Here is a 1,134-nt window from a genome sequence, read left to right on the forward strand (position 1 = left end):
CTCAGCTTGTAAGGAAAGATTATCCGTTGCTTGAACATCAGAGCCTAGAATATTCAAATCTTGTCCAGAGAGAAGTGTCGTCGAGCCACCAGAGTTGACTTCTGATTTATGATGCATGGTAGCATCACCGTGTTCATCATGGTAATGGGTTTCTGCTGAACCGATCGTCAAGTTACCTTGTTCTGTAGCCATGGCAAGATCACCTCCGGTAGTGATCCCCACCCCTGAGGCTGTGATATCTTGTTTGGCAATCACCATTGCATTACCACCAGCAGAAAGCGCCTCGGTGTTTAAAACGGTCTCCACGCCGTCAACCGTTGTGCGCCCTGCATCTAAACGAATATTCTTCTCCGCAAGGAGAACAGCATCACCACCCGCCGCAAAATGCCCCCCTTGACTGAGGATATCCCCACCATGCACATGCAATTGGTGATTTGCCGCAATCCGCCCTGAATTGATAATCGTTGAATTGCTCGTATTTTGGCTGGTGATATTGACATCATCGCCCATGATCAAAGCCCCAGCAGAAACAAAAGAGGCTCTGTCTTTTTCGGGGATGTAAAGCACCGGTGCATAAACATCCATGCCCTTGACCTGTTGGCGCACATAAATCACCATCGGGGCTTCTAGGGATGCCAATTGTTCTTCACTCAAAGCCTCACCAAAAGGGAGATTGTGTGCTTTTGCATAGTCTGCCCCGACATCCAGCAAGGTTTTGACTTGTTCAATGGCATCACTTCCAGGAATAAAGGAACCTTTGCCCAAACCTTGACCAACAAGATCACGCATTTGTTTTTCAATCAATTCCTTTTCGAAATAAGCATCGCCTAAGAAAAAAATCTCTCTGTCAGGATTGTAACCAATTCTGTTCAAATAATAGGCTGAGCCATAAAACTTGCCAACATCAAGGAATTCTGCTCTAGTTTCATAAATGAAATTTTGATTGGGCAGCGTGCCCCCAACACCCCCCGATTGGGGTTTTGGTAAAGGAAGCCCCTCAGCAAGTTCCCCCGCATTATTGAGATCGACTGTTGGTGTAAAGAGAGCGCCAGCCCCTGTTAAACCACTTAAGGACTCCAGTGGATTGCCTTCAACTGCTTGTGCTTTAAAATGCGCATCCCCTGTAATCGAACC

At 46.8% G+C, this 1,134-nt stretch carries 1 protein-coding gene; it reads right to left on the reverse strand.

Annotated features, from left to right (window positions below; all coding sequences use genetic code 11):
* A partial coding sequence (locus ACFIO5_RS10385; RefSeq protein WP_375705359.1) for a hemagglutinin repeat-containing protein occupies positions 1 to 1,134 on the reverse strand: 1,134 nt, incomplete at both ends.

The sequence above is a fragment of the Bartonella sp. AA86SXKL genome (genome assembly GCF_042196885.1).